General features: G+C 30.8%; 21 protein-coding genes and 1 riboswitch. Of the genes, 17 read left to right on the top strand and 4 right to left on the bottom strand.

Annotated features, from left to right (window positions below; translation table 11 throughout):
* Nucleotides 1–332: 332 nt before the first annotated feature.
* Together TR13x_RS07795 and abc-f are read right to left on the bottom strand one after the other, a co-directional pair.
* Complete coding sequence (locus tag TR13x_RS07795) at nucleotides 333–884, bottom strand: biotin transporter BioY (RefSeq protein WP_161802939.1); 552 nt, start codon at nucleotides 882–884, stop codon at nucleotides 333–335.
* A 106-nt stretch (nucleotides 885–990) separates the two neighbouring features.
* Complete coding sequence (gene abc-f, locus TR13x_RS07800; protein ID WP_054871358.1) at nucleotides 991–2,910, bottom strand: ribosomal protection-like ABC-F family protein; 1,920 nt, start codon at nucleotides 2,908–2,910, stop codon at nucleotides 991–993.
* Nucleotides 2,911–3,242: 332 nt separating this feature from the next.
* Here abc-f and TR13x_RS07805 point away from each other — a divergent pair, with 332 nt between their 5' ends.
* From TR13x_RS07805 to groL, 11 genes are all read left to right on the top strand, one after another.
* Nucleotides 3,243–3,881 carry a redox-sensing transcriptional repressor Rex gene (locus TR13x_RS07805; RefSeq protein WP_054871359.1) on the top strand — a complete coding sequence of 213 codons (639 nt, stop codon included), beginning with the start codon at nucleotides 3,243–3,245 and terminating at the stop codon, nucleotides 3,879–3,881.
* Between the two features lie 164 nt (nucleotides 3,882–4,045).
* Nucleotides 4,046–6,064 carry a methyl-accepting chemotaxis protein gene (locus TR13x_RS07810; RefSeq protein WP_054871360.1) on the top strand — a complete coding sequence of 673 codons (2,019 nt, stop codon included), beginning with the start codon at nucleotides 4,046–4,048 and terminating at the stop codon, nucleotides 6,062–6,064.
* Nucleotides 6,065–6,177: 113 nt separating this feature from the next.
* Nucleotides 6,178–7,776, top strand: coding sequence for a spore germination protein (locus TR13x_RS07815; RefSeq protein ID WP_054871361.1), 1,599 nt, complete (start codon nucleotides 6,178–6,180; stop codon nucleotides 7,774–7,776).
* A 1-nt stretch (nucleotide 7,777) separates the two neighbouring features.
* Entirely contained in the window at nucleotides 7,778–8,956 is a 1,179-nt protein-coding gene (locus tag TR13x_RS07820) for a Ger(x)C family spore germination protein (protein ID WP_054871362.1), read from the top strand.
* Nucleotides 8,957–8,970: 14 nt separating this feature from the next.
* On the top strand, nucleotides 8,971–9,183 hold the full coding sequence (locus tag TR13x_RS07825) for a hypothetical protein (RefSeq protein WP_054871363.1): 213 nt from the start codon (nucleotides 8,971–8,973) through the stop codon (nucleotides 9,181–9,183).
* Nucleotides 9,184–9,188: 5 nt separating this feature from the next.
* Complete coding sequence (locus TR13x_RS07830; protein WP_054871364.1) at nucleotides 9,189–10,280, top strand: endospore germination permease; 1,092 nt, start codon at nucleotides 9,189–9,191, stop codon at nucleotides 10,278–10,280.
* 268 nt (nucleotides 10,281–10,548) lie between these two features.
* Entirely contained in the window at nucleotides 10,549–11,361 is an 813-nt protein-coding gene (locus TR13x_RS07835; protein ID WP_054871365.1) for an Asp23/Gls24 family envelope stress response protein, read from the top strand.
* Nucleotides 11,362–11,536: 175 nt separating this feature from the next.
* On the top strand, nucleotides 11,537–12,790 hold the full coding sequence (locus tag TR13x_RS07840) for a Glu/Leu/Phe/Val dehydrogenase (RefSeq protein ID WP_054871366.1): 1,254 nt from the start codon (nucleotides 11,537–11,539) through the stop codon (nucleotides 12,788–12,790).
* 61 nt (nucleotides 12,791–12,851) lie between these two features.
* Nucleotides 12,852–13,730, top strand: a complete 879-nt coding sequence (locus tag TR13x_RS07845; RefSeq protein WP_082394835.1) for a DNA-3-methyladenine glycosylase — start codon at nucleotides 12,852–12,854, stop codon at nucleotides 13,728–13,730.
* 279 nt (nucleotides 13,731–14,009) lie between these two features.
* Nucleotides 14,010–14,291, top strand: coding sequence for a co-chaperone GroES (gene groES / locus TR13x_RS07850; RefSeq protein ID WP_054871367.1), 282 nt, complete (start codon nucleotides 14,010–14,012; stop codon nucleotides 14,289–14,291).
* A 151-nt stretch (nucleotides 14,292–14,442) separates the two neighbouring features.
* Entirely contained in the window at nucleotides 14,443–16,071 is a 1,629-nt protein-coding gene (groL, locus tag TR13x_RS07855) for a chaperonin GroEL (protein ID WP_054871368.1), read from the top strand.
* Between the two features lie 34 nt (nucleotides 16,072–16,105).
* Here the strand turns inward: groL and TR13x_RS07860 are convergent, their stop codons facing one another.
* A complete protein-coding gene (locus TR13x_RS07860; protein WP_054871369.1) occupies nucleotides 16,106–16,372 on the bottom strand; it encodes a spore coat protein in 267 nt (88 codons plus the stop codon).
* A 207-nt stretch (nucleotides 16,373–16,579) separates the two neighbouring features.
* Nucleotides 16,580–16,822, bottom strand: coding sequence for a hypothetical protein (locus tag TR13x_RS07865; RefSeq protein ID WP_054871370.1), 243 nt, complete (start codon nucleotides 16,820–16,822; stop codon nucleotides 16,580–16,582).
* A 417-nt stretch (nucleotides 16,823–17,239) separates the two neighbouring features.
* Between TR13x_RS07865 and TR13x_RS07870 the strand changes: the two genes are divergently transcribed.
* The 6 genes from TR13x_RS07870 to guaB all read left to right on the top strand — a co-directional run bounded on the left by TR13x_RS07870 (nucleotide 17,240) and on the right by guaB (nucleotide 25,344).
* A complete protein-coding gene (locus tag TR13x_RS07870) occupies nucleotides 17,240–18,241 on the top strand; it encodes a LacI family DNA-binding transcriptional regulator (RefSeq protein WP_054871371.1) in 1,002 nt (333 codons plus the stop codon).
* Nucleotides 18,242–18,478: 237 nt separating this feature from the next.
* Nucleotides 18,479–19,729, top strand: coding sequence for an ABC transporter substrate-binding protein (locus TR13x_RS07875; RefSeq protein ID WP_054871372.1), 1,251 nt, complete (start codon nucleotides 18,479–18,481; stop codon nucleotides 19,727–19,729).
* An 83-nt stretch (nucleotides 19,730–19,812) separates the two neighbouring features.
* Nucleotides 19,813–20,676, top strand: a complete 864-nt coding sequence (locus TR13x_RS07880; protein ID WP_242851745.1) for a carbohydrate ABC transporter permease — start codon at nucleotides 19,813–19,815, stop codon at nucleotides 20,674–20,676.
* Nucleotides 20,677–21,507, top strand: coding sequence for a carbohydrate ABC transporter permease (locus TR13x_RS07885; RefSeq protein WP_255351327.1), 831 nt, complete (start codon nucleotides 20,677–20,679; stop codon nucleotides 21,505–21,507).
* Nucleotides 21,508–21,547: 40 nt separating this feature from the next.
* Complete coding sequence (locus TR13x_RS07890) at nucleotides 21,548–23,224, top strand: alpha-glucosidase (RefSeq protein ID WP_054871373.1); 1,677 nt, start codon at nucleotides 21,548–21,550, stop codon at nucleotides 23,222–23,224.
* 448 nt (nucleotides 23,225–23,672) lie between these two features.
* Nucleotides 23,673–23,774, top strand: a riboswitch (purine riboswitch).
* Between the two features lie 115 nt (nucleotides 23,775–23,889).
* Nucleotides 23,890–25,344, top strand: a complete 1,455-nt coding sequence (gene guaB / locus TR13x_RS07895; RefSeq protein ID WP_054871374.1) for an IMP dehydrogenase — start codon at nucleotides 23,890–23,892, stop codon at nucleotides 25,342–25,344.
* The last annotated feature ends 94 nt before the right edge of the window (nucleotides 25,345–25,438 follow it).

A 25,438-nucleotide genomic window follows, 5' to 3' on the forward strand; every position in this document is an offset into this window, starting at 1 on the left:
TTTATAATAATTAGACACAGCTTGTCCACAGAACATAGTTTCTATTTCAACAAATAATTGTGGATAATGTGGAAAATAAATATAAATTTGTTACTGACTTAATATACAAATGTGGATAACCGTGTGGATAATGTGAATTTTTTGTGGATTATTTGGATAAAATAAAAATTCTATGAAGTATGAGATAAAAAATGTGGACAAGTTGCATTGTAGAATGTTGACATAATTTGCTCCTTGTCCACAATTAGTACCTAGCACCAAGTACCCAGTACCAAGTACCCAGTCCCCTGTTCTCTGTACCCTGTCAACTAAATACAACGAAGTTGTATTTTCTATATCAACTTTGCATTTTTCAAAGCTTTTTTAACAGGTTCAGCTATTAAAACAGCAGCAATTAATTTAAGTAAGTCTGCAAAGATAAAAGGTAATACAGTTACACTTAATGAATTAATAAAGCTAACTTTAGCGACTATTGCGTATTGAGCTGCTCCCATTAAGTAAATAATAATTAGTCCTGCTAACATAGCTAAAGTGTTTACAGCTAAGTTTAGCTTTGGAGAAGTTTTACTGAAAGAATTAACTATTTTTCCAATTACAAAACTAGCTATAGGGAAGGCAATTAAAAAACCTCCTGTATATCCAACTAATACTTGTAAACCACCAGAAAAGCTAGCGAATACAGGAATACCAATTGCACCTATAAATAAATAAACTAATTGGGATAAAGCTCCTATTCGACTACCTAATATAATCCCTGATAAGAATACAGCTAAAACTTGTAGAGTGACAGGGATAGGTGTAAAAGGTAAGTTAATAAATATTTGAGCACATACTGCAGTTAGTGCAGCAAACATAGCTGAAAAAACTAAGTTTCTCGTTGACATATCAATACCTCCCATAAAAAATAATTGTCAACTTAATATTATATCAAGTTGACAATTAAATCATACAATATAAAGTTTAATATGTCAATTTAAAATTAAATTTGGTTTATATATTGTTTTCAGTTAATTCCATCCATTCATTATAAAGCTTATCAAGTTCTTTTTTTAAGCTATTGGCTTCTAGGCTAATTTCTATACTTTTAGTTGGGTCATTAAATACCTCTGGTTTGCACATATATTCTTCTAATTCTGATATTTTTTCTTCGTATTCACTAATTTTAGATTCTAAATTTTTAATTTTTTCTCTAAGTTTTTTTTCTTTTTTCTTCTGTTCTTTCAATTTTTTTCTTTCGGCTTTAATTTGAGTTTTGGTTTTATCATTAAAAATTTCTTCTTCAGTTTCACTAGTCTTTTTTTTATCTAAATAATAATCATAATTACCAAGGTATTCTTTAATTCCTTCGCTACTTAGTTCTAATATTTTATTTGTTACTTTATTTAAGAAATATCTATCATGAGATATGATAAGTAGTGTTCCTTCATAATCTTTAAGAGCATCTTCTAAAACTTCTTTAGAGTCTATGTCAAGATGATTAGTAGGTTCGTCCATTAAAAGGAAATTTGCTTTAGACAGCATTAGTTTAAGCAGGGCTAGGCGACTTTTTTCGCCACCACTTAAAGTGTTTATTTCTTTAAAAATATCATCTCCTTGAAATAAAAATCTTGCAAGGATAGATCTTATTTGATAATGATCAAAATTAGGGTTTTCATCCCAAATTTCATCTACAATAGTTTTTTCAGAAGTAAGATTTGATTGTTCCTGATCATAATAACCTATATTTACATGATGTCCTAGAGTAATTTCACCACTTATTGGATTAATCTCATTCATAATAATTTTGAATAATGTTGTTTTTCCGATACCATTAGGACCAATAAGTCCTACTTTTTCTCCTCTGTATATAGAAAAGCTTAAATCTTTGAAAAGTTTGAAATCACCAAAACTCATGGATAAATCTTTTACTTTAATAACTTCATAACCACTTTTTATTTTAGGCTCAAAAACTATTTTAGCCTTTTTACGATCTTGTATAGGTTTGTCGATTTTTTTCATTTTATCAAGCATTTTTTGTCTGCTTTGTGCTTGTCTTATATTTCGTTTACCACCATAAGACATAAACTTTCTAATAATTTCTTCTTGTCTTTTAATTTCCTTTTGTTGTTCTTCATATTTTTTTTGCATAAGCTCTCTTTCTTTTTTTCTCTTTTTCATAAAAGTCGAGTAATTTCCATTGTAGGATTTAAGTGTAGAATTTTCGATTAAGAATATTCTATTTGCAATAGAGTCTAGAAAATATCTATCATGAGAAATTATTATTGCAGTGCCTTTATAGTCTTTTATAAACTTTTCAAGCCAGTCTATAGCTTCTATGTCGAGATGGTTTGTGGGTTCATCTAAAAGTAGAATGTCGGGTTTTTCAAGCAATAATTTTGCTAAGGAAATTCTAGTTTTTTGACCTCCACTTAGCTTGTTTATAGGTTTATCAAACTCTTCTTCAGTAAATCCCAGACCTTTTAAAACTCCTTTTATCTCACTTTTATAGCCATACCCATTTTTGTTAGTAAATTCTTCCATTAATTTTGAGTATAGATTCATTAGATTTTGTAGTTTTTCTGATGAACCATTTTCACCTTCAATACTTATTTCTTTTTCTAAATCTCTTAATCTTTTTTCCATATTAATGAGATGTTTAAAGACTTGTAAAGATTCTTCAAATATTGTATTATTACTTTCGATTTGTGTATTTTGCTCAAGGTATCCTATTTTATGGTCTTTAGCTATATAAATTTCCCCTGAATCTTTACTTAACTTACCAGTTAATATTTTAAAAAGTGTAGATTTACCTGTACCATTTAAACCAACTAAACCTATTTTTTCTCCACTATTTATAGTAAATGATATATTATTTAAAACTTTATAGGCAATATATGATTTGGATAAATTAGTGCATGATAATACAATCATAATGACAACTCCTTTAATGTATGCTAAATTAAACTTTGTATATAATTTTAACAGAAAAAGGATATAAGTTAAACTATAAACTGATGCAGTAAACTTAGGGATTATATTAGTTTTTGTGTATAATGTTTTACTTTAAAGTTAATCATTAATGTTATAAAATAATAATAAGCAGAAGTGTTTAATAGTACATATGTAAAAAGTTTGACAGAATATTGACAAAATGGTACAATATGCCTATAATTAGGGAAATAAACACCATATTAAAATATACTCTTAATAATTTTAAATTTTGAATTTTTAATTTTAAATTTCTTAAAGTGAGGGATATAAAAATGAAAAAGGGCAACAAAGTATCAATGGCAGTTATAAGAAGACTACCTAAGTATTATAGATATCTTGGAGAATTAATGGAGAGTGATGTAAAGAGAATTTCATCTCAACAGTTAAGTCAACTTACAGGATTTACTGCATCACAGATTAGACAAGACTTAAATAACTTTGGTGGTTTTGGTCAGCAAGGATATGGTTACAATGTTGAAGACTTGCATAATCAATTAGGAAAAATATTAGGTCTTGATAGAGTATATAATACTGTAATAGTAGGAGCTGGTAATTTGGGGCATGCGATAGCTAATTACCGTTCGTTTGAAGAAGAAGGTTTTAAGGTTAAGGCTATATTTGATGCAGATCCTAGAGTCATAGGAACTGAAATAAGAGGTATAAAAGTTAGAGATGTTAAAGAATTAGAGGACTTTGTTAAAGAAAACCAAATAGAAATAGGGATAATTTGTACACCTAAAGTTGTTAGTCAAGAAATAGCAGACAAACTAATAAATAGTGGTGTGAAAGGAATTTGGAACTTTGCACCTGCTGATTTAAAAGTTCCAAACGATGTTATTGTTGAAAATGTTCATTTAAATGAAAGTTTATTTACATTATCATATATGTTAAAAGAAAAAATGAGTGAATAGGTTACTTAAAGCTTTTTAGTACTTTAGTCCTATTTATAGATTTATCAATAGTTTAGGAACATAATGTTCCTATTTTTTTATGTAAAAAAAAGAAGGAATACACAATTTTTTGTCGAAACCTAAAGTACGACATAAACATAAAATAAAGTAAAGGAGGTAAAATTATGAAGAACAAGAGAAAAATTAAAATGGGATTAAGTTTTAAAATAACGTTTCTGTATATTATAATAATAACATTACTAATGTCTGGGTTTGGAATAATGTCTTATTTAAGATCGGTTGAAGTATTGAAAAGAGAATTAAAATCTACAACTTTGCAGTTAGTTAAACAAGTAGAATCAACGGTTGATAATTACTTAAACGGAATTGAAGAAAGTTTTATTACAATGACTCATGACCAAAATGTTCAAAAAGCTATTGCTGATCCTGATAGTATAGATAGAATGCTTAAGAGTTTTGAAGGTTATATGAAAGCTCATAAGGATATAAAAAACATTTATTTAGGTACAAAAGATGGAAAAATGTATTTGTATCCTGAGGTAAAGTTAAGTGAAGGGTTTGACCCTACTGTAAGACCTTGGTATAAGAAGGCTGTAGCAAATAAGAAATTAATATGGACAGATCCATATATAGATGCAAGTACTGGAGAACTTGTTGTTTCTGCAGCAATGCCAATATACAACAAGTCAGGTTTTAATGAATTTGTTGGAGTATTAGCTATAGATGTTTCTCTTGAAACATTAGCGAACATGGTAAATAATATTCAAGTTGGTAAAAAAGGGTACCCGGTTTTAATAGATAAAAATGGAAACATTATGACTCATAAAAATAGAGAACTAGTTGGGAAGCCAGTACCTGTTAAAGAAATAGTAGAAGCGATGAATAATAATAAAGAAGGTATTGTAGATTATAAGTTTGATGAAAATGGTAAATTGTATGACAAATTCGCTGTATTTACAACTGTTAATAGATTGGGTTGGAAAATACTCGCAGTTATGTATGTTAACGAAATAAAAGAGAACGTTATGATAATTTTGAAAAACACATTGCTATTTGGTATTATTTTCCTATTAGTAGGTATTGCAGCTTCTTACTTATTATCAAAATCTATAACTAAACCAATTAAGTCTTTAGTTGTTGAAATGAGAAGAATAAAAGATGGGGATTTAACTGCAAAATGCAATGTGAAAACTAAAGATGAAATTGGTGAACTTGCAGAGAATTTCAATATTACTACATCAGAATTAAATAAGTTGATAAGAAATGTTAAGCAAGTAGTAAATGAAGTTACTTCGGCTTCTCAGAATTTAGCTGCTACTGCTGAAGAAGTAAGTGCTTCAGCAGAAGAAGTTACAAGTGCTGTGGAAGAAATTGCAAATGGTGCAACTGAACAGGCTGCAGATACTGAAAAAGGAGTTAAAATAGTAAATGGTTTAGCTGAAAAAATTGTTGAATTAAATACAAGTGCAGATGAAATGCTAAATTCAGCTAAAGAAATAATGGATGTAAATACTTCTAGCATAGATTTAGTTGAAACACTTAAGGACAAGACAAAAGAAAATGAAGATGCAATTAACAGAATTGAAAGAGCGATTATTGAGCTAGATAACAAGACTAAAAATATTGGAAATATTTTGGATACTATAACTTCAATTTCTGAACAGACTAATCTTTTAGCATTAAATGCTTTAATTGAAGCTGCTAGAGCAGGTGAACACGGAAAGGGATTTGCGGTTGTTGCAGATGAGATAAGAAAACTTGCTGAAGACTCTGGTAGTGCAGCAGATAGAATTAAAGAGATTATAACTGAAATTCAAAAAGAGAGTAAGAATACAGTTGAAATAATGAAAGAAGTTAAATCTAGGTCAGAGGAACAATCTCAAAATGTATTTGAAGTTAATAAAGCATTTGAACTTATATCTCAATCTATAGAAAAAATAACAGAAAAAATCGAAAACCTGTATGAATTTGTAAATGGTATAAATAAAGATAAAGACTTGATTGTAGATTCTATAAGTAGTATTTCTGCTGTGTCAGAACAAACAGCAGCTTCATCAGAACAGGTAAGTGCATCAATGCAGCAACAGGCTTCAGCTATAGAGGAAGTTGCTAGAGCAGCAGATAAGTTAAGTGGATTAGCAACAAACTTAGAAGAAGAAATGAATAGATTTAAGGTAGATTAAAGAAAGATTAAAGCCAACTCTAAATGGGTTGGCTTTTTTTCTGTTTGAATATATTTTTTATTCCATGAAATACTAATAATTGAGTTTAATGTATTATTTATGAGGTGATTAAGGTGTTAAGATATTTTAGTAGATTGTTGAATTATTTTGTATTAAAAGCTAAAAATGATAGCGTATTAGATTCAAAATACTATCTAGAGACTGAAAAAATACCAAGGTCTATTGATGCTGTTAAAGAGAAACTTAAAAGGATATTTTCCGATTCAGGTGATTTTGTTTTACGCGAGATAGCATTGGGTGAAAATTCAGAAGTTAAAATATTAGTTGCATTTATTGATGGCATAACCAATAAGCAGACTGTAAATATAAATATTTTAAAAGCATTGATGGTAGAGTCTAGAATATCAAATCTAAATAGAGTAGTAAACAAAGAAACTATTGTAGATATACTTAAGGATAACTTATTAAGTGTTGGGGATCTTAAAATTATTAGTGATTTTAAACATACAGTAGATGATATTCTTGCGGGAGATACTATTATATATATAGACGGTCAAGATGTCGCATTTAAGGCAGATACTAAAGGTTGGGAATCAAGAGGCGTTGAGGAACCTGATACAGAAGCTGTTGTAAGAGGGCCTAGAGAAGGCTTTACAGAAACGTTAAGAACTAATACAGCACTTTTACGTAGAAAAATTCGGAATCCTAATTTGAAGTTTGAAATGATTAAGTTAGGAGAGCAGACTAATACGGATGTATGTATTTGTTATATAAAAGGTATAGCTAATCCGGATATCATAGAAACTGTTAAGAGAAGATTAGAAAATATAAAGATAGATGCAATACTTGAGTCAGGATATATAGAAGAATTTATTGAAGATGAACCATTTTCGATATTTCCTACTGTAGGAAATAGTGAAAAACCAGATGTTGTAGCAGCTAAGCTGCTAGAAGGTAGAATTGCGATTTTATGTGATGGGACTCCTTTTGCATTAACAGTTCCATACCTGTTAATAGAAACAATACAAGCAAGTGAAGACTATTATTCAAGACCATATTTTGCTTCGATAGCAAGATTTGCACGTGTGTTAGCTTTCTTGGGTTCAGTTATACTGCCTAGTTTTTATGTAGCATTAATTTCATTTCATGCTGATGTAATTCCATTTAAGTTATTATTGTCAGTATCTGCATCGAGAGAGGGATTGCCTACATCTGCTTTTACTGAAGCTTTATTAATGGTGCTCTCTTTTGAATTGTTAAGAGAAGCAGGTGTTAGAATGCCAAGACCAATTGGGCAAGCCGTAAGTATAGTAGGTGCTTTAGTACTTGGTGAAGCCGCAGTTAAAGCAGGCCTTGTTAGTAATTTGATGATTATGGTTACTGCATTGACTGCAATTAGCAGTTTTGTTGTACCTCCTATGGGTGGTACTATACCGATATTAAGAGTGCTATTTCTCATTCCTGCAAATATATTAGGGTTTATGGGGCTATTTTTATCTATATTTGTAGTTCTCATTCATTTATGCTCATTAAGGTCATTTGGAGTGCCTTATACATCTCCATTTGCACCTCTTGACGGTATGGGATTAAAAGATTCCATTGTAAGATTTCCAATATGGAGTATGTTTACAAGGCCTAAGGCTATTATTGGAAATAAAAATAGAAGGGCTAAGTATAGAATGAAAATTAATTATATAAAGAAAGAGGATTGATATGATTAAGCTAAAGAAAATTTCAGTTCTATTGCTGATGATCATATTTAATATTGCAATATTTACTGCTTGTTGGGATAATAAAGATTTAACAGAAAAAGCTTTTGTTACAGCTGTAGGTGTAGATAAAACTGATGAAGGTAAAATACAGTTGACTTTGCAAATAGTGAAACCTACTGTAGTAAAAGCTGGAGAGCAAGGGGCTCCACAAGAGGAAGCATTTTGGGTTTTTACAACTACTGGAGATACTATATTTGAAGCAGCTAAAAATCAATTAACTACGGTAAACAGAAAGCCTTTTTATAATCATGCAGATTTAATGGTTTTAGGAGAGAAGTTTGCACGAAGTGGTATTATGGAAGCATTAGATTTTTGGGAGAGAAATCATGAACCGAGATTAGGAGCTGACATTATTGTTGCTAAAGGTACAACTGCAGAGGAAATATTAAAAGCTAAAAGTGATTTGGAAAAAATACCTTCCATGCATATAAAAAGCATATTAGAAAATAATAAAGCACTTGCGAAAATAAAGAAAATTACTATTATTGATGTTTTAAAGCAGCTTATTCAGCCAGGTTTAAGTCCAGCCATAGGTGCAATAGAGGTTGTCAAAAAAGAAAAAGTACAAAAAATTGAAAACATGAAAATAGAGAGTACTGCTGTTTTCAAAATGGATAAACTAATAGGATGGCTTAATGCTACTCAAACTCGAGGGCTTTTATTTATACAAAATGAAGTTAAAAATGCAGTTTACAGTATAGATAACCCTTTAGATGAAAGTAAGAAAATTTCAATAGAGATATCAAGTTCAAAAGGAAAAATAGATGTTAAAACAGTTGATGGAAAGTTAGTTTTGTTGATAGAAATTAAAGCAATTGGGAATATAGCAGATCAGCAGGGAAATGGTGATTTAACTAAAAAAGAGATTTTTAAAAAGTTAAGTAAAGAGACAGAAAAAGCTATGAAAAAGGATATTGAAGATGTTGTAAATATTGCACAAAAGAAATATAAAAGTGATATTTTTGGATTTGGAGAAGTTGTTTATAAGAAACATTTAGACTATTGGAAACAAGTTAAAGACGATTGGTCAGATGTTTTTAGTAATGCTCCGGTTGAAATAAAGGTAGAAGTGAAAATTAGGGGGACTGGAATTGTGGGAAAGCCATCTAAAGTTAGGTGAAGGCAGGGGTCAGTATGGTAATAGGTTTGATTACTATATATATTTTGATTGTAGTTTTTGATATACCAGTAATATCAAAAACAAATAAAAAGAAAAAAACTATTATTGTATATTCGATATTACTAGGATTAAGTTTTATTATAAGTATACTTTTGATGCTTGAGAAAATGCCAACAACTCCTTCTATTGTTATTGAGAGTTTAGTAAAATCTGTTTTTACGAGGTGAAGAAATTGATTAGTAATGAAAAAATTTCACCAGTTCAATTATCATTTATTATAATGGGATTTATTTTTGGTAGCTCTGCTATAATAACGCCAGCAGCAGCTGCTTGTCAAGATTCGTGGCTAGCCTATATTATCGGTTGGGCTGGAGGTTATATATTAATTGGGATGTATGTATATATATCGATATTAAATCCATCAAAAACATTTATAGAAATATTAAAAGATACTTTTGGAAAATATATAGGTAGTATTATTGGGATATTTTATGTTTGGTATTTTCTTCATTTAGCAGGACTTGTCTTTAGAAATTTGGGAGAGTTTATGGTGACATCTATTTACACTGAAACTCCACTTATTTTTATTATAGTTTCTATAGCCTTAGTATTAATTTATAGTTTAAAAAAAGGATTAGAAGTAATTGTTAAAGTATCACAGATAACAGTTCCAGTAATGTTGATTTTGGTTATTTCAATATTTTTATTGGTAATGAAACATTATGAAGTGAAAAATCTACTGCCGTTTTTAGAATATGGATTTTCAAAAGTATTAAAGGTAGGTTTTTCTGTATTAACTTTTCCGTTTGGAGAAACTGTAGTACTCTTAATGATATTCCCTTATATAAATAAACAAAAAGATTTATTTAAGGTATCTTATATTTCGCTTACAGTTATTGGCTTTATTTTACTAAGTGTAGTAATGAGTAATTTGATGGCTTTAGGAGCAGATATGTTAAATAGAGATATGTTTCCATCGCATGTTACAATAAGCTTAATCCCTGGAATAGCCGTTGAACCATTTATTTCTGTAAATTTGCTTATAGCTGGAAGTGTCAAGATAGTAATATGTATTTATGCTGCACTTATTGGAATTACACAATTATTTGACTTAGATGATTATAAACCATTTATTATTCCTGTAGTTACAATTGCAATTGTAATTTCTATATGGATATATGATAGTTTGCCAGAAATGGTAAGATGGGCTGGGGAAGTATATCCGTATTATGTTATTCCATTTCAAATTATAATACCAGCATTAGTATTGGTTATTTCAATTGTGAAAAATAGGGGGCAGAGAACAGAAAAAAGTAGGTACTAGGTACTGGGTATTAGATACTTGAGTAGAGAAATGTAAAATTGAAAATGTAAAATTAACTTGGCTATTTGTAATTTGCTGTTTGTCTTTTGCAGTAGAGAATCAGTTCTTCACTACTGCTGATTTTTTGAGAGTTGAATTTTGATAATTGATAATCAACAATTGATAGATGCCAATTATCAATTGTAAATTGTTCATTATCAATGGGCTATTGACTATCAACTAATATATGATACTATTTTTATATAGTTGAATTTCTGGAGGAATGTTTATGAAAGTAACAGCCCTTATTGGTGAAAGTGGTACGGGCAAGAGCTACAAGGCTATTATGTTGGCTAAAGAACTGGGTATAGAATATATAATTGACGACGGATTATTGATAAAAGGGACGAATGTTTTGGCAGGAAAGTCTGCTAAGAGGGAAGACACTATTGTAAGTGCAGTAAAAAGAGCTTTATTTATGGACAAGGATCATAGAAAAGAAATGAAGGAAGTTATAAAAAAACTTAGGCCTAATACTTTATTAATATTAGGTACATCTAATAGAATGGTAGATAAAATTGTTGAAACATTAGAACTCCCTGCAATAACTAAAAGAATATATATACAAGACATATCTGATGAATATGAAATTGATTTAGCAAAAAAACAGAGGCAGTTAGAAGGGAAGCATGTTATTCCTGTACCGACTTTTGAGATAAAAAAAGAGTTTTCTGGATATTTTATAGATACCTTAAAAGTATTTTTTAGAAAACCAAATAATGATAAGCAGTATTTTGAAAAAACAGTAGTAAGACCTACATTCAGTTATTTAGGTAAATACACCATATCACGCAATGTAATAAGAGATTTAATTAAGTATGCTGCTTACAAGGTTATAGGTATTTCTAAGGTTGGGAATATAGATATAAAGACTAAAGAACAAGGAATAATAATTTCTTTAGATGTAGAAATGGTATATGGGAATCCAATAAGACCTCTTGTGAGAAGAATGCAGGAGCAGATAGTAAATGAAGTTGAATATATGACTTCTCTAAACATATTGTCTGTTGATGTTAGTGTCAAAAAAATGATAAAAATTTAATATTTATTTACAAAAAAATATATATGTGTTATAATTCCCATGTGGAACGAAGATACTACATATCAATAATGTTATATAAGGTTAGGTTTTCAACATGAAAACCTTTTCCTAAAATATATAAATGTTAATGTTTTAACAAATATTAAATTACTATATATTATAAGGAGGTCCTATAATGGCTGAAAAAACTTTAAATCCATTTGAGATTGCTCAACAACAAATTAAGACAGCATGTGATAAGCTTGGGGCAGAACCAGAAGTATATGAATTATTGAAAGAGCCAATGAGAGTTCTAGAAGTGTCAATCCCTGTAAGAATGGATGACGGAAGTATCAGAGTATTCAAAGGATTCAGATCACAGCACAATGACGCGCCTGGACCAACAAAAGGTGGTATAAGATTCCATCAAGATGTAACTAGAGACGAAGTAAAAGCTTTATCAACTTGGATGACTTTCAAATGTGGAGTAATTGGTCTTCCATATGGTGGAGGAAAAGGTGGAATTATAGTTGACCCACGTGAATTATCAGAAGGTGAATTAGAAAGATTATCAAGAGCTTACGCTAGAGCAATAGCTCCAATTATTGGAGATAAAAAAGATATACCAGCGCCAGACGTTAACACAAATGGACAAATAATGGCTTGGATGGTTGATGAATATTCAAAATTAAAAGGATACAACGTTCCTGGAGTATTTACTGGAAAGCCTGTTAGCTTCGGAGGTTCATTAGCAAGAACTGAAGCTACTGGATATGGTGTTGCTATAATGGTTAGAGAAGCAGCTAAGAGGTTAGGATTAAACTTAGCTGACTTAAAAGTAGCTGTTCAAGGTTTTGGTAACGTTGGAAGCTATGCAGCTATGTATATGGAAGAAATGGGAGCTAAAGTTATAGGTGTATCTGATTCATCAGCTTGTATAATCAATGAAAACGGATTAAATGTTAAAGAATTAATGGAATACGTAAAAGAAAACAGACATGTAAAAGGCTTCCCTGGAGCTGAAAAAGAAGTTAACAGAGATGAAGTACTTACATTAGATGTTGATGTATTATTACCATGTGCATTAGAAAATCAAATAACTAGCAAAAATGCTAATGATATAAAAGCTAAGATTATAAGTGAGGGTGCTAATGGACCAACAACTCCTGAAGCAGACGAAATACTATACAATAAAGGAGTATTAGTAATTCCTGATATCTTAGCTAACTCAGGTGGAGTTACTGTTTCATACTTCGAATGGGTACAAAACTTAATGAATTACTACTGGAGCTTCGAAGAAGTACAAGAAAAAGAAGAAAGATTAATGGTGAAAGCGTTCAATGAAATATATGAATTAATGGAAGAACATAAAGTTAATATGAGAACTGCAGCATACATGATGTCAATTAAGAGAGTAGCTGAAGCTATGAAATTAAGAGGTTGGTATTAATAAAAAGCTGGCGTAATTGCCAGCTTTTTTTCGTTTGGACGAACTCTAATAGGAAGGGTGTATGGTTTTGAAGATAACTGAAGATAAAGATAAAGTTATCATTGAAAATCTAGAAGATTTTGAACCTGAGCATATATTCGAATGTGGACAGTGTTTTAGGTGGAATAAAGAGGATGATGGTAGTTATACAGGTGTAGCAAATGGGAAAATCATAAATGTAAAAAAAGAAGATGGGATAATTATTTTTTCTAATACTAATCTAAATGAATTTAATGATATTTGGTTTGAATATTTTGATTTAGGTAGGGATTATAGCAAAATAAAAAGAGAGCTTTCAAAGGATAAAATTTTGAAGAAAGCTGTAGAATATGGCTACGGTATAAGAATATTAAAGCAGGATGTTTGGGAGGTTTTAATATCGTTTATTATTTCGGCTAATAATAGGATACCGATGATAAAAAGAGCTATAGAAAATTTAAGTCAAAAATATGGAGAGTTGATTGGTGAATATAATGGGAAAAAATATTATAGTTTTCCTAAAGCAGATGCTCTTAGTAGGCTGACGATAGATGATATAAAAGATTGTAAGACAGGTTTTAGAGCTAAATACATATTTAATGCTGCTGCAATTGTTTCGAATAAGCAGATGGATATCTATAGATTGAAAAACTTAACTACAGAAGAAGCGAAAAAAGAATTGATGTTATTTGCTGGTGTAGGACCAAAGGTTGCTGATTGCATAATGTTATTTTCTATGGAAAAGTATGATGCTTTTCCGATAGATGTTTGGGTGAAGAGGGTAATGGAGTATTTTTATCTTAAAAAAGATACTAAACTTAAAGATATACAAAAATATGCACAAAATAAATTTGGGGAATATGCAGGATTTGCGCAGCAGTATCTATTTTATTATGCAAGGGAGCATGATATTAGGTACTAGGTGCTGGGTGTTAGAAGAGATCAGGGGACAGGGGACAGAGAACAGGGGACAGAAAGCTGGCAACCCCAAAAACAGAGAAAAACAAAGAAAATAGAATAAAAAATGAAATAAACAGACATAATTGGCTGTAATTCGGAAAAACAAAGAATGAAAGTGTTTGCCTACATAATATCTATTTTATAACATATATTTGTAGGCATTAGCACTCGGTGTTAGTGAGTGCTAACAATTAGGAAAGTAATATCATTTAATATAAATTATGATAAGGAGGGTTATAAGATGAAAATTAAACCATTAGGTGACAGAGTGGTTATTAAGAAAATCGAGGTTGAAGAAAAAACTAAAAGTGGTATTGTTCTACCAAGTTCAGCTAAAGAGCAGCCTCAAATGGCAGAAGTAATAGCTGTAGGACCTGGAATTACTAACGATGAGAAGAAAAAAGAAGAATTAAAAGTAGGAGATAAAGTAATATTCTCAAAATATGCTGGTACAGAAGTTAAGGTAGATGGAGAAGAATATACTATCTTAAAATTAGTAGATATCTTAGCGGTAATTGAATAATAGGTACTAGGTACTGGGTACTAGGTACTGGGATAAAGAAATGTAAAATTCAAAATGTAAAATGAAGAATTAGTTAACAGTGAACAGTTCACAGATGGTTAGAAGTGAAAGACGGTTTGATATTAAAAAAAGAAAAAGGAGGTAATTTAATATGGCAAAGGAAATAAAATTTAGTGAAGAAGCTCGCCGTGCAATGGAAAGAGGTATAAACAAATTAGCTGATACTGTTAAAGTAACTTTAGGGCCAAAAGGAAGAAATGTTGTTTTAGATAAGAAGTTTGGTTCACCACTTATTACAAATGATGGTGTTACAATAGCTCGTGAAATAGAGTTAAAAGACCCATATGAGAACATGGGAGCTCAATTAGTTAAAGAAGTTGCTACAAAAACTAATGATGTTGCTGGAGATGGTACTACTACAGCTACATTATTAGCTCAAGCTATTATAAGAGAAGGATTAAAGAATGTAGCTGCTGGTGCTAACCCAATGTTAATTAAGAAAGGTATACATAAAGCAGTAGATGCTGCAGTAGAAGAACTTAAAGCTTTATCAAAACCAGTTGAAGGTAAAGAAGCTATAGCTCAAGTTGCTTCAATTTCAGCAGCTGACGAAGAAATTGGAAAATTAATCGCTGAAGCCATGGAAAAAGTAGGAAAAGATGGCGTTATTACAGTTGAAGAGTCAAAATCAATGGGAACTACATTAGAAGTAGTTGAAGGTATGCAATTTGATAGAGGATATTTATCACCTTACATGGTAACTGATGCAGAAAAAATGGAAGCTGTATTAGACGACCCATACATTTTAATCACAGATAGAAAAATATCAAATATACAAGATTTATTACCTATCTTAGAGCAAATAGTTCAACAAGGAAAGCAGTTATTAATAATAGCTGAAGATGTAGAAGGAGAAGCTTTAGCTACATTAGTTGTTAATAAATTAAGAGGTACATTCACTTGTGTAGCTGTTAAAGCTCCAGGATTTGGTGATAGAAGAAAAGAAATGTTAAGAGATATTGCTATCTTAACTGGTGGAGAAGTTATTTCAGAAGAGTTAGGATACGACTTAAAAGAAGCTACAATTGAAATGTTAGGAAAAGCTAGCAGAGTAAAAGTTGATAAAGAAAATACTACAATTGTAGGTGGAGCTGGTTCAGAAGAAGCTATTAAAGATAGAATTAAGCAAATCAAGATTCAAATCGAAGAAACAACTTCAGATTTTGATAGAGAGAAATTACAAGAAAGATTAGCTAAATTATCAGGTGGAGTTGCTGTTATCCAAGTTGGTGCAGCTACTGAAACTGAATTAAAAGAGAAAAAATTAAGAATAGAAGATGCTTTAGCTGCAACAAGAGCAGCAGTTGAAGAAGGTATAGTTCCAGGTGGTGGAACTGCATTAATCAACGTAATTCCTGCAGTTGAAAAAGTACTTGAAACTGAAACAGGAGATGTTAAGACAGGTGTAGATATAATAAGAAGAGCTTTAGAAGAACCAGTAAGACAAATTGCAGCAAATGCTGGTTTAGAAGGCTCAGTTATAGTTGAAAAAGTTAAATCAAGCGAAAAAGGTATTGGATTTGACGCATTAAATGAAAAATATGTAAATATGATTGAAGCTGGTATAGTAGACCCAACTAAAGTTACAAGATCAGCTCTTCAAAATGCTGCATCAGTGTCAGCAATGGTATTAACTACTGAAGCTGTAGTAGCAGATAAAGAAGAAGAGAAAGATATGGGAATGGGTGGCGGAATGCCTGGCGGAATGCCAATGATGTAATAAAAAACCTCCGGTTTTGCCGGGGGTTTTTTATTTATTGTATAGATTGAAATTTTTCTACTGTATTAAGTAAATCTGACTCACTTACCAAACGACTTCGATTCCATCCTCTTTCATCCATTATCTTATATATTGTATATTGAATATCTTGAATATCGTTTAGACATTCAGATAGTATTTTTCTTAAAACTGGGCATGTCGATTCAACAATTGTATTGTTATAAGAAATTGCTAATTCTTTTTCTGACAAGACTAAGTCATTTAATATTTCTTGTTCTGATAAATTATTAATAATATACATGAGGCATGCCTCCTTTTATGTGAGTTGACAGGAAATAAAAAACAGTTACCAGTTACCAGAGAACAGACGACAGGATAAATAAGTTGCCAGTTGCCAGAGAACAGTTTCCAGTTTTCTGTCCCCTGTTCCTATCAACTATTTACTAAATTCTACATTTTCCATTTTCAATTTTTAATTTTTTTACTCCTGTTCCCAGTTCTCTTGTTTTTAGTTTTTTAATACCTGTTCTCTGTTCCCTGTTATCTGTCCCCTACCAACCAAATAACTAAGTACTTTCTTATAATTTCTCTTATGTCTCTTACTGGCGTTGTAACATAAATTTTTGAGTTCGCTGTCATAACACATTTCTGCATAGTTTAAATATTTTTTATATAGTAATTTTTCTTGTTTTAGTTGCTCTTCGATTAACGAGAGTGTTTTATAATCCAATTTAGAATTTAAATCTGCCATGGCATTACCTCCGTTTGTTTATTCAGTTACCAGTTGCCAGGGTACAGTTGCCAGTTTTCTGTTTTCTAATCTCTGTTCTCTGTCCTCTGTTCTCTATTTTTTTCATTTACTATTAGTATTTTACTTAATAAAAAATATATAGCATGTAAAAAAGAGATAGCAAACAATAAAATAGTTTAAATTGAAAAAAAGGGAAAAATGTATATGGCATAATTTACTTTGACAAAATAGTGATTAAACGAGGTAACTAAATAAAAAATGTTATATTTTGACTGATTATCTGATATAAGTGGAGATATATAAAGTTTTTATTTAATTTTTTGAAAACTTAAAAAATAATATATAGACAAAATAAAAAAAATATGTTATATTAAATTAAGGAAAACGATTACGTAGTGAATAGATGGGTGGTAAGCTATGAAAATAACAATAAAAGATGTAGCTAAAAAGGCAAACGTTTCAGTTGCTACCGTTTCAAGGATACTTAATAATCTAGGAGGATATTCTGAAGAAACCAAAGAAAAGGTCTTGAAAGTAATTGACGAAATAGGATATCAAAGAAATGAGATAGCTAGAGGGTTGATAACCAAAAGTACTAATACAATAGGAGTTTTAGTGCCAAATGTATCAACAAATTTTTATGCAGAAATATTAAATGGTATTGAGGATACTGCCCATAAAAATGGATATAGTGTTGTAGTATGTAATACAGGAATAGGTGGGAAAAGAACATTAGCCTATTTAGACGTTTTATCATCGAGACAAGTAGATGGAATTGTTATAACTAGCCTTACTCCAAAAGAGGAATATGAGAAAGCGATAATATCTACTAGAATTCCTAGTATACTTGTGTCTACAATGTCATTTAGATATCAGCTACCCTTTATAAGAGTAGATGATAAATTAGCTGCATATAGTGCAACAAAATATTTGATAGAAAAAGGACATAGGAAAATTGCAATGATTGCTGGAAATGAAGATGACCCAATAGCAGGCATTCCGAGAGTAGAAGGATATATGCAGGCTCTTAGGGATTATAATGTAGCAATTGATAAAGAACTTATCAGACATGGTGACTTTTCATATGAAAGTGGAATCAAGTGTATGAGAGGATTGCTTGAAGATAAAAAAGATTTTACAGCTGTTTTTGCAGCCAGCGATGATATGGCAATAGGTGCATTGTATGTAGCTTACAAAAATGGAATTTCTATACCTGATGAATTATCTGTAGTTGGATATGACAATACAATGACAGCTCGAATGTCTATTCCACCTTTAACTACTTTAGCACAGCCTTTGTATGAAATGGGCAAAAGAGCAGTAAGCTCATTACTAAAAAAGATATCTAAAGGAGAAAGTATAGAGAGTATAATTATGCCTCATAAAATTATAGAGAGGGATACAGTTAAAAGTATATAATTTTTTTTAATCATATAGTAAACGTTTACGTAAATACCAGTAGACTTAAATTTAATTTTTTAAATAAATCTAGATAAGTGTAGTCCTTTTGAATGTTTGTGGAGTTTTGCAACAAACTAATATATTCAAGAAAAGGGGGGAGGTAACCGAACTTATAAATTATTAAAACTTCAATATTTGAAAGTCAAAATTACTTTAAACTTTTGACACTACCAAATAAAATGGAGGGGGAAGTTTATGAAAAAGAAATTTAAAAAACTTATGTGTATGATGCTAACTTTAATTGTTGTTGCATCTGTTTTTACTGGATGTAGTCAATCAAGTGATGTATCAGGCAAAGACGGAAAGATAGAGTTAGAGCTTTTCTCTAACAAATCTGAAAGTAAGACAACTCTAGAAAACTTTATTAAGGAATTTGAAAAAGAGAATCCAAATATTCATATTGTAGTAAACGTACCACCAGAAGCAGGAACAGTTTTACGTACTAGGTTAACAAAGAATGATATTCCAGATATATTAAGTATAGGTGGTACTGCAACATATGGAGAACTTGCAAGAGCAGGTGTTTTATTGGATTTAACAGATACAGAAATGGTTAAAAAAGTACAACCAGCTTATATAAAGATGATAGGTAAGCTTGTAGGAAATAATGATGGTAAAGTATACGGAATACCATATGCTACTAACGCCAATGGAATCTTATACAATAAAGATATGTTTAAAGAGTTAGGATTGGATGTTCCTAAAACATGGGATGAACTAATTGCTACAGCTGAAAAAATAAAGGCTGCAGGAAAAGTACCTTTCTATTTGACATTAAAAGATGCATGGACAGCAATGATTCCATGGAATGCTCTAGCAGCTAACATACCAAGTGATGATTTTATTGAAAAAAGAAATTCAAACCAAACTACTTTTAAGGCTACACATAAGGAAGTAGCAGAAAAGATGTTAACGCTATTAAAATATGGTCATGACGATAATTTTGGTGTAGGATATTCTGATGGAAATACTGCATTTGCACAAGGTAAATCAGTTATGTACTTACAAGGTAACTGGGCAATTCCTGAAATAAAGAGAGCAAATCCTAATATTAATGTAGGTATATTTCCATTCCCTTCAACAAATAATGTAGAAAGAAACAGACTGATTTCAGGTGTGGATGTTCTTTTTGCAGTATCAGCTAATACTAAACATAAAGAAGCTGCATTAAAGTTCATAGAATTTATGACAAGAAAAGAAAATGCTGAAAAATATATAAAAGAACAAAAAGCACTTTCTGCATTAAAAGGTGTTTATCAAAAAGATGAGGTTATGGAAGGAGTACTTGATTGCTTCAAGACTGGAAGAATTACAAGCTTCCCAGATCATTACTATCCACCAGGAATGCAAGTTCCAAATCTTGTACAGGAATTCTTAGTAAAAAAAGATGTAAATGCATTCTTAGAAAAACTTGATGAAGAATGGGATAAGGTTAAACAACATTAGATCTTGAAAAGAAGAGTATATAGCTTTTAACATCCGTTAAAAGCTATATACTTTAATAATGTATTGTCAAAGGGGGTTGTATTTTGAAAAAAAAGAATTATACTTATTTTTTAATGGCTATTCCAGCTGTAACGCTTTTTTTTATCTTTCATACTCTTCCTGCATTGAAAGGGATATTTTACAGTTTTACTGACTGGAAGGGATATGGTAATTGGAACTTTATAGGATTTAAAAACTATATTAACGTATTTAAAGATGAACGTGTTTTACATTCATATTTTTTCACATTTAAATTTGCCGTAACTACAACAATTATTGTTAATATAATAAGTTTAGCTCTTGCTCTAGGTCTAAACGCAAAAATAAAGTTAAAAAATTTCCTAAGAGGACTATATTTTATACCTAACATTCTAGGAGTTCTTATTGTAGGCTTTGTTTTTAACTATATTTTTACTTACTTTATACCAAGCATAGGTAAAGCCCTTAACATTGATATTCTTAGTAAAAGTATACTGGGTAATCCAGACCTTGCATGGTTAGGAATTGTAGTGGTTACTGCATGGCAGTCAATAGCGTTTAATACCATCATATATTTATCTGGGCTCCAAACTATACCAGAGGAGTTATATGAAGCTAGTTCTATTGACGGAGCTAACAAATTGAAATCCTTCTGGCATATTACATTACCACTAATTTCACCATTTTTTACTGTTAACATGGTTATAGCTATGAAGAACTTCCTTATGGTTTTTGACCAAATAATGGCTATGACTGGAGGAGGTCCAGGTCGAGCTACAGAATCCATATCTGTTTTAATATATCGTGGAGGATTCCAAGGAAGTGAGTTTGCTTATCAGTCAGCTAATGCAGTTATCTTTTTTATAACAATAGTAACTATTTCTTTATTCCAACTAAAAGTCTTGCAAAAGAGGGAGGTCGAACTTTAATTGAAAAAAAGAGGTTTACACAAAACCAATTGGGTTGTAACAATTTTAATGATTTTAGGGTCGTTATTCGTCCTATTTCCTTTATATCTTTCTATAGTAGTAGCTTTAAAAAGCCCTCAAGAAACAGCCCAATCTATATTACTTTTGCCTAAAAAATTACATTTTGAAAATTTTACTGAAGCTATAAGAATGACAAACTATTTTAGAGCATTTTTTAACAGTTTCATAATTACAGTTTTTAGTGTTAGCTTTACATTATTAACTAATTCATTGGTAGCATATGCAATAGGAAGAAACATGCATAAGAAAATATTTAGAGGGATGTACTATTATTTAGTTAGTGCAATGTTTGTACCTTTCTCAATAATTATGCTTCCTATTGTTAAACAGACAAGTGCTTGGAATCTTGATAATAAAATAGGTCTGATTATTTTATATACTGTATATGGACTAGCATTTAATACATTTCTTTATGTAGCTTATATAAAATCTTTGCCTAGAGATTTTGAAGAAGCTGCAATTATTGAAGGTGCATCAACTTGGCAAATATTTTGGAAGATTATTTTTCCACTTCTTAAACCTATAAATGCAACTATTATTGTATTAACATGCTTATGGGTATGGAATGACTTTATGTTGCCACTTATTTTATTGAGTAAACCTGAAATGGCAACTTTACCTCTTGTTCAATATGTGTTTAGATCACAATTTAATACAAATTATAATCTGGCATTTGCATCATATCTATTAGCATCAGCTCCATTGCTTATAGTTTATCTATTAGCGCAAAGATTTATAATCAGTGGAGTAACAAAGGGTGCAATAAAATAATAAACAATATATTTAATTTACATCAAAGGGGAACGAGAATATGGAAAAGAAATGGTGGAAAGAATCTGTAATATATCAAGTTTATCCAAGAAGCTTTTACGACTCTAACGGTGATGGTATAGGAGATTTACGAGGTATAATACAAAAGCTAGATTATATAAAGGACTTAGGAGCTAATGTTATATGGCTAAATCCTGTATATAAATCTCCAAATACTGATAATGGTTATGATATAAGTGATTATTATGATATAATGGATGAATTTGGAACGATGGAGGATTTTGATGAACTTCTTGAAGAAGTACATAAAAGAGGTATGAAATTGATAATGGACCTTGTTGTAAATCATACTTCAGATGAGCATATATGGTTTATAGAATCACGTTCATCAAAGGATAATCCTTATAGAGACTTTTATATATGGAGACCTGGAAAGGACGGAAAGGAGCCTAATAACTGGCTTTCAATGTTTGGTGGTTCTGCATGGAAATATGATGAAAAAACTAATGAATACTATCTACATATCTTTGCAGAAAAACAACCTGACTTAAACTGGGAAAACCCAAAGGTTAGAGAAGAAGTTTATAAAATGATGAAATGGTGGCTTGACAAAGGTATAGATGGTTTTAGAATGGATGTTATAAACTTTATATCTAAAGTAAATGAACTTCCAGATGATTTAGATGCTGAAGATGAAAATAGACTTCCTGGTTCAAAATATTACTTAAATGGCCCTAAGGTACATGATTATCTTAAAGAAATGAATGAAAAGGTATTAAGTAAGTATGATGTGATGACAGTAGGTGAGACTCCAGGAGTTACACCAGAAATAGCAAAGCTATATGTAAATAGTGATAGAAATGAGCTTAACATGTTATTTCAATTTGAATTAATGGGCTTGGATTGTGGACCAAGTGGGAAATGGGATACTGTACCATGGAGTTTAAGAGATTTTAAAAAGATAATGTACAAATGGTACTTAGCTTTAAAGGATAAAGGATGGAATTCACTATATTTAAATAATCATGACCAACCAAGGTCTTTATCTAGATTTGGGAATGATGAAAAATATAGAGTTGAATCAGCTAAGCTACTGGCAACTCTTGTGCATACATGGCATGGAACACCATACATCTATCAAGGTGAAGAAATAGGAATGACAAACATTAAACTTGAAGATATTAATGACTATAGGGATATAGAAACATTCAATTTCTATAAAGAGAAAATAAAAGAAGGCTGGGATGTTCAAAAGATAATGGATGCAATACATGTAAAGAGTAGGGATAATGCAAGGACACCAATGCAATGGAGTTCAGAAGCAAATGGAGGCTTTACTAGTGGTGAACCATGGATAAAGGTAAATCCAAATTATAAGACTATTAATGTAGAAAATGAATTAAAAAATCCTGATTCTATATTAAATTATTATAAGAAGCTCATAAAGTTAAGAGCAGAAAATGACATAATAGTATATGGTGATGTTAAACTAATTTTAGAAGAAGATGATAATATATTTGCATATTTGAGAACTTTAGAGGAAGAAAGGCTTTTTGTATTGCTAAACTTTTCTGAAGAGGAAGTTGAATTTAATATGCCTGATGAAATCCAATGCGAAGATTCTGTTATATTACTTAGCAATTATAAAGTGGATTCTAACAAAATCGATAATATAACTCTAAGACCTTATGAGGCAAGAATATATAGATTATATTAGAAAAATTATATATTTAATCAAGCTTTAGACAAAATAAAATATTTATGAAAATAACGCTCATGCGAAAGAATTTAGAAAAAACTATAGACATAAATTTTTTAACTAAATTCTTTCAAGCATTCACTTTTATTTTCATATATTTTCTAAAGATTAACTTTGTCAATAAGCTCATATCAAATATACTTATGTAAAAAAATAGATAAATGTAGGTTTGATAAAAAACTCCTTTCTGGTAATAAACAACAAATAAAATCTAAACCGGAAAGGAGTTTTTTATAATCCATAGGAAATTATAAACTGCATTGACTTGGAGATAATTTTAAATATAATTTCCGTAATGGATTTCAACAAAATCTTCATTAATTTATTCAAATCGAAGATTTTGTTCTTAAAAGTTTAGAATTAATAATCTTGACAATTTTATGAATTTCTGTTAACTTAAAAAGAAAACTAAATAGCGGCTGTCACTCATATAATTTCTGGAATATGGCCAGAGAGTCTCTACCAGACAACCGTAAATTGTCTGACTATGAGTGGGATTTTGTATCAAACCTAGCTATATTTGTAGCTAAGGTATAGTTTTTGTACCCAAAACACAAATTCCACTCAGGAGTTTGTGTTTTTTTGATTTTATTGTCTAATAATAAATTTGAGGAGGAATTTTAATGGAAAAGTTTTTAAAAGAAGGATTGACCTTTGATGATGTTCTTTTAATACCAGCTAAATCTGAAGTGCTACCTAAAGAAGTGTGTGTTGAAACTTACCTTACAAGAAAAATCAAGCTTAACATTCCTATAATGAGCGCGGGCATGGATACGGTTACGGAAGCTAAGTTGGCTATAGCTATTGCGAGAGAGGGCGGAATCGGTATTATTCATAAAAATATGTCTATAGAGAGACAGGCTATGGAAGTAGATAAAGTTAAGAGATCAGAGCACGGAGTTATAACAAATCCTTTCTATCTTTCACCAGAGCATAATGTATCGGATGCATTAGAACTTATGGAAAGATACCATATATCTGGAGTTCCAATAACTGATGAAAATAAAAAATTAGTGGGTATTATAACAAATAGAGATATAAGGTTTGAAACTGATACAAGCAAAAAAATTAAAGAAGTTATGACTAAAGATAATCTTGTTACAGCTAAAAAAGGGATTTCTATGGACCAAGCTCAGGAGTTAATGAAAAAATATAAAATAGAAAAACTTCCGTTAGTCGATGATGATGGAAAATTAGTAGGGCTAATTACAATTAAAGATATTGAAAAATCTATAGAATATCCAAATTCAGCTAAGGACAATAAGGGTAGATTATTAGTTGGAGCGGCAGTTGGGGTTACAAAAGATATACTTGATAGAGTTAAAGCATTGGTGGATGCACAGGTGGATGTTGTTGTTATAGATACAGCACATGGTCATTCTAAAGGGGTTATTGAAGCTGTAAGTAAGGTAAAAGAAAGATTCCCTGAACTTCAGTTGATAGCTGGGAATGTTGCAACAGCAGAGGCTACTGAAGATTTAATAAAGGCTGGAGCAGATGCCGTTAAAGTAGGTATAGGACCTGGTTCAATTTGTACAACAAGAGTTGTAGCTGGTGTAGGAGTACCTCAGATTACTGCTATTTATGATTGTGCACAAGCGGCAAAGAAATACAACATTCCTATTATAGGGGATGGAGGTATTAAATATTCTGGTGATATAGTTAAGGCTATAGCTGCAGGGGCAGATGTAGTTATGATGGGATCTTTGTTTGCTGGAACTGAAGAAAGCCCAGGAGAAACTGTGTTATATCAAGGCAGGAGATTTAAAGTATACAGAGGTATGGGTTCAATAGGAGCTATGTCTTCTGGAAGCAAAGATAGATATTTCCAAGAAGATAGTAAAAAACTAGTACCTGAAGGAGTAGAAGGAAGAGTTCCATATAAAGGACCACTTAAAGATACTATATTCCAATTAGTTGGTGGACTTAAGGCAGGAATGGGCTACTGTGGTACACCAACAATTAAAGATTTAAAAGAAAAAGGACAATTTATAAGGATAACACAGGCTGGTTTGATTGAAAGTCATCCTCATGATATACAAGTTACAAAAGAAGCACCTAATTATAGTAGGAGATAGGGGACAGGGAACAGAGAACAGGGGACAGAGATTAGAGAACAGAGAACAGGGGACAGGGGACAGATATAAAAAATTAAAAATTGAAAATGGAAAA

Origin of the sequence: Caloranaerobacter sp. TR13, assembly GCF_001316435.1 — a bacterium.
Lineage (GTDB): Bacteria > Bacillota > Clostridia > Tissierellales > Thermohalobacteraceae > Caloranaerobacter.

Bases quoted from the DNA above. Each gene is read 5' to 3' on its own strand.
- TR13x_RS07865 (WP_054871370.1), bottom strand. From the start codon at position 16,822: ATGGCAGATTTAAATTCTAAATTGGATTATAAAACACTCTCGTTAATC.
- TR13x_RS07870 (WP_054871371.1), top strand. From the start codon at position 17,240: ATGAAAATAACAATAAAAGATGTAGCTAAAAAGGCAAACGTTTCAGTT.
- TR13x_RS07805 (WP_054871359.1), top strand. From the start codon at position 3,243: ATGAAAAAGGGCAACAAAGTATCAATGGCAGTTATAAGAAGACTACCT.
- TR13x_RS07860 (WP_054871369.1), bottom strand. From the start codon at position 16,372: ATGTATATTATTAATAATTTATCAGAACAAGAAATATTAAATGACTTA.
- groL (WP_054871368.1), top strand. From the start codon at position 14,443: ATGGCAAAGGAAATAAAATTTAGTGAAGAAGCTCGCCGTGCAATGGAA.
- TR13x_RS07825 (WP_054871363.1), top strand. From the start codon at position 8,971: ATGGTAATAGGTTTGATTACTATATATATTTTGATTGTAGTTTTTGAT.
- TR13x_RS07820 (WP_054871362.1), top strand. From the start codon at position 7,778: ATGATTAAGCTAAAGAAAATTTCAGTTCTATTGCTGATGATCATATTT.
- groES (WP_054871367.1), top strand. From the start codon at position 14,010: ATGAAAATTAAACCATTAGGTGACAGAGTGGTTATTAAGAAAATCGAG.
- TR13x_RS07890 (WP_054871373.1), top strand. From the start codon at position 21,548: ATGGAAAAGAAATGGTGGAAAGAATCTGTAATATATCAAGTTTATCCA.
- TR13x_RS07795 (WP_161802939.1), bottom strand. From the start codon at position 884: ATGTCAACGAGAAACTTAGTTTTTTCAGCTATGTTTGCTGCACTAACT.
- TR13x_RS07840 (WP_054871366.1), top strand. From the start codon at position 11,537: ATGGCTGAAAAAACTTTAAATCCATTTGAGATTGCTCAACAACAAATT.
- TR13x_RS07845 (WP_082394835.1), top strand. From the start codon at position 12,852: ATGGTTTTGAAGATAACTGAAGATAAAGATAAAGTTATCATTGAAAAT.
- guaB (WP_054871374.1), top strand. From the start codon at position 23,890: ATGGAAAAGTTTTTAAAAGAAGGATTGACCTTTGATGATGTTCTTTTA.
- TR13x_RS07835 (WP_054871365.1), top strand. From the start codon at position 10,549: ATGAAAGTAACAGCCCTTATTGGTGAAAGTGGTACGGGCAAGAGCTAC.
- TR13x_RS07810 (WP_054871360.1), top strand. From the start codon at position 4,046: ATGAAGAACAAGAGAAAAATTAAAATGGGATTAAGTTTTAAAATAACG.
- TR13x_RS07875 (WP_054871372.1), top strand. From the start codon at position 18,479: ATGAAAAAGAAATTTAAAAAACTTATGTGTATGATGCTAACTTTAATT.
- abc-f (WP_054871358.1), bottom strand. From the start codon at position 2,910: ATGATTGTATTATCATGCACTAATTTATCCAAATCATATATTGCCTAT.